We start from the raw sequence: 289 nt of genomic DNA, 5'->3' as shown, positions 1-289 counted from the left end.
GCATCGAACAGTCGCGCAACCTGATGACCGTCCGCGCCGCCGCGCAGACGGGCATGCCGCGCATCGTGTCGCTGATGAAGCGGATGGGGATCGGGAACTACTCGCCCTATCTGTCCTTCGCGCTTGGTGCCGGCGAGACGACGGTGCAGCGGATGGTCAATGCCTTCTCGATCCTCGCCAATCAGGGTCGCGGCGGGCCGCCCAGCCTGATCGACTTCGTGCAGGACCGCCACGGCAAGGTGATCTTCCCGGACAACTGGCGTCCCTGCGACGGCTGCAACACGCCCGA

1 protein-coding gene is annotated in these 289 nt (G+C 66.4%); it reads left to right on the top strand.

Translation table 11 applies throughout. From position 1 onward, the window contains the following. Window positions 1-289: hypothetical protein (locus AC0IYH_RS30950; protein ID WP_471838009.1), on the top strand; the 289-nt coding region annotated here is incomplete at both ends.

Source organism: Pseudomonas sp. AC463, from assembly GCF_979253585.1.
Note: the sequence above shows the minus strand (reverse complement) of the source record. Positions and strands in the feature narration are given on the sequence as shown.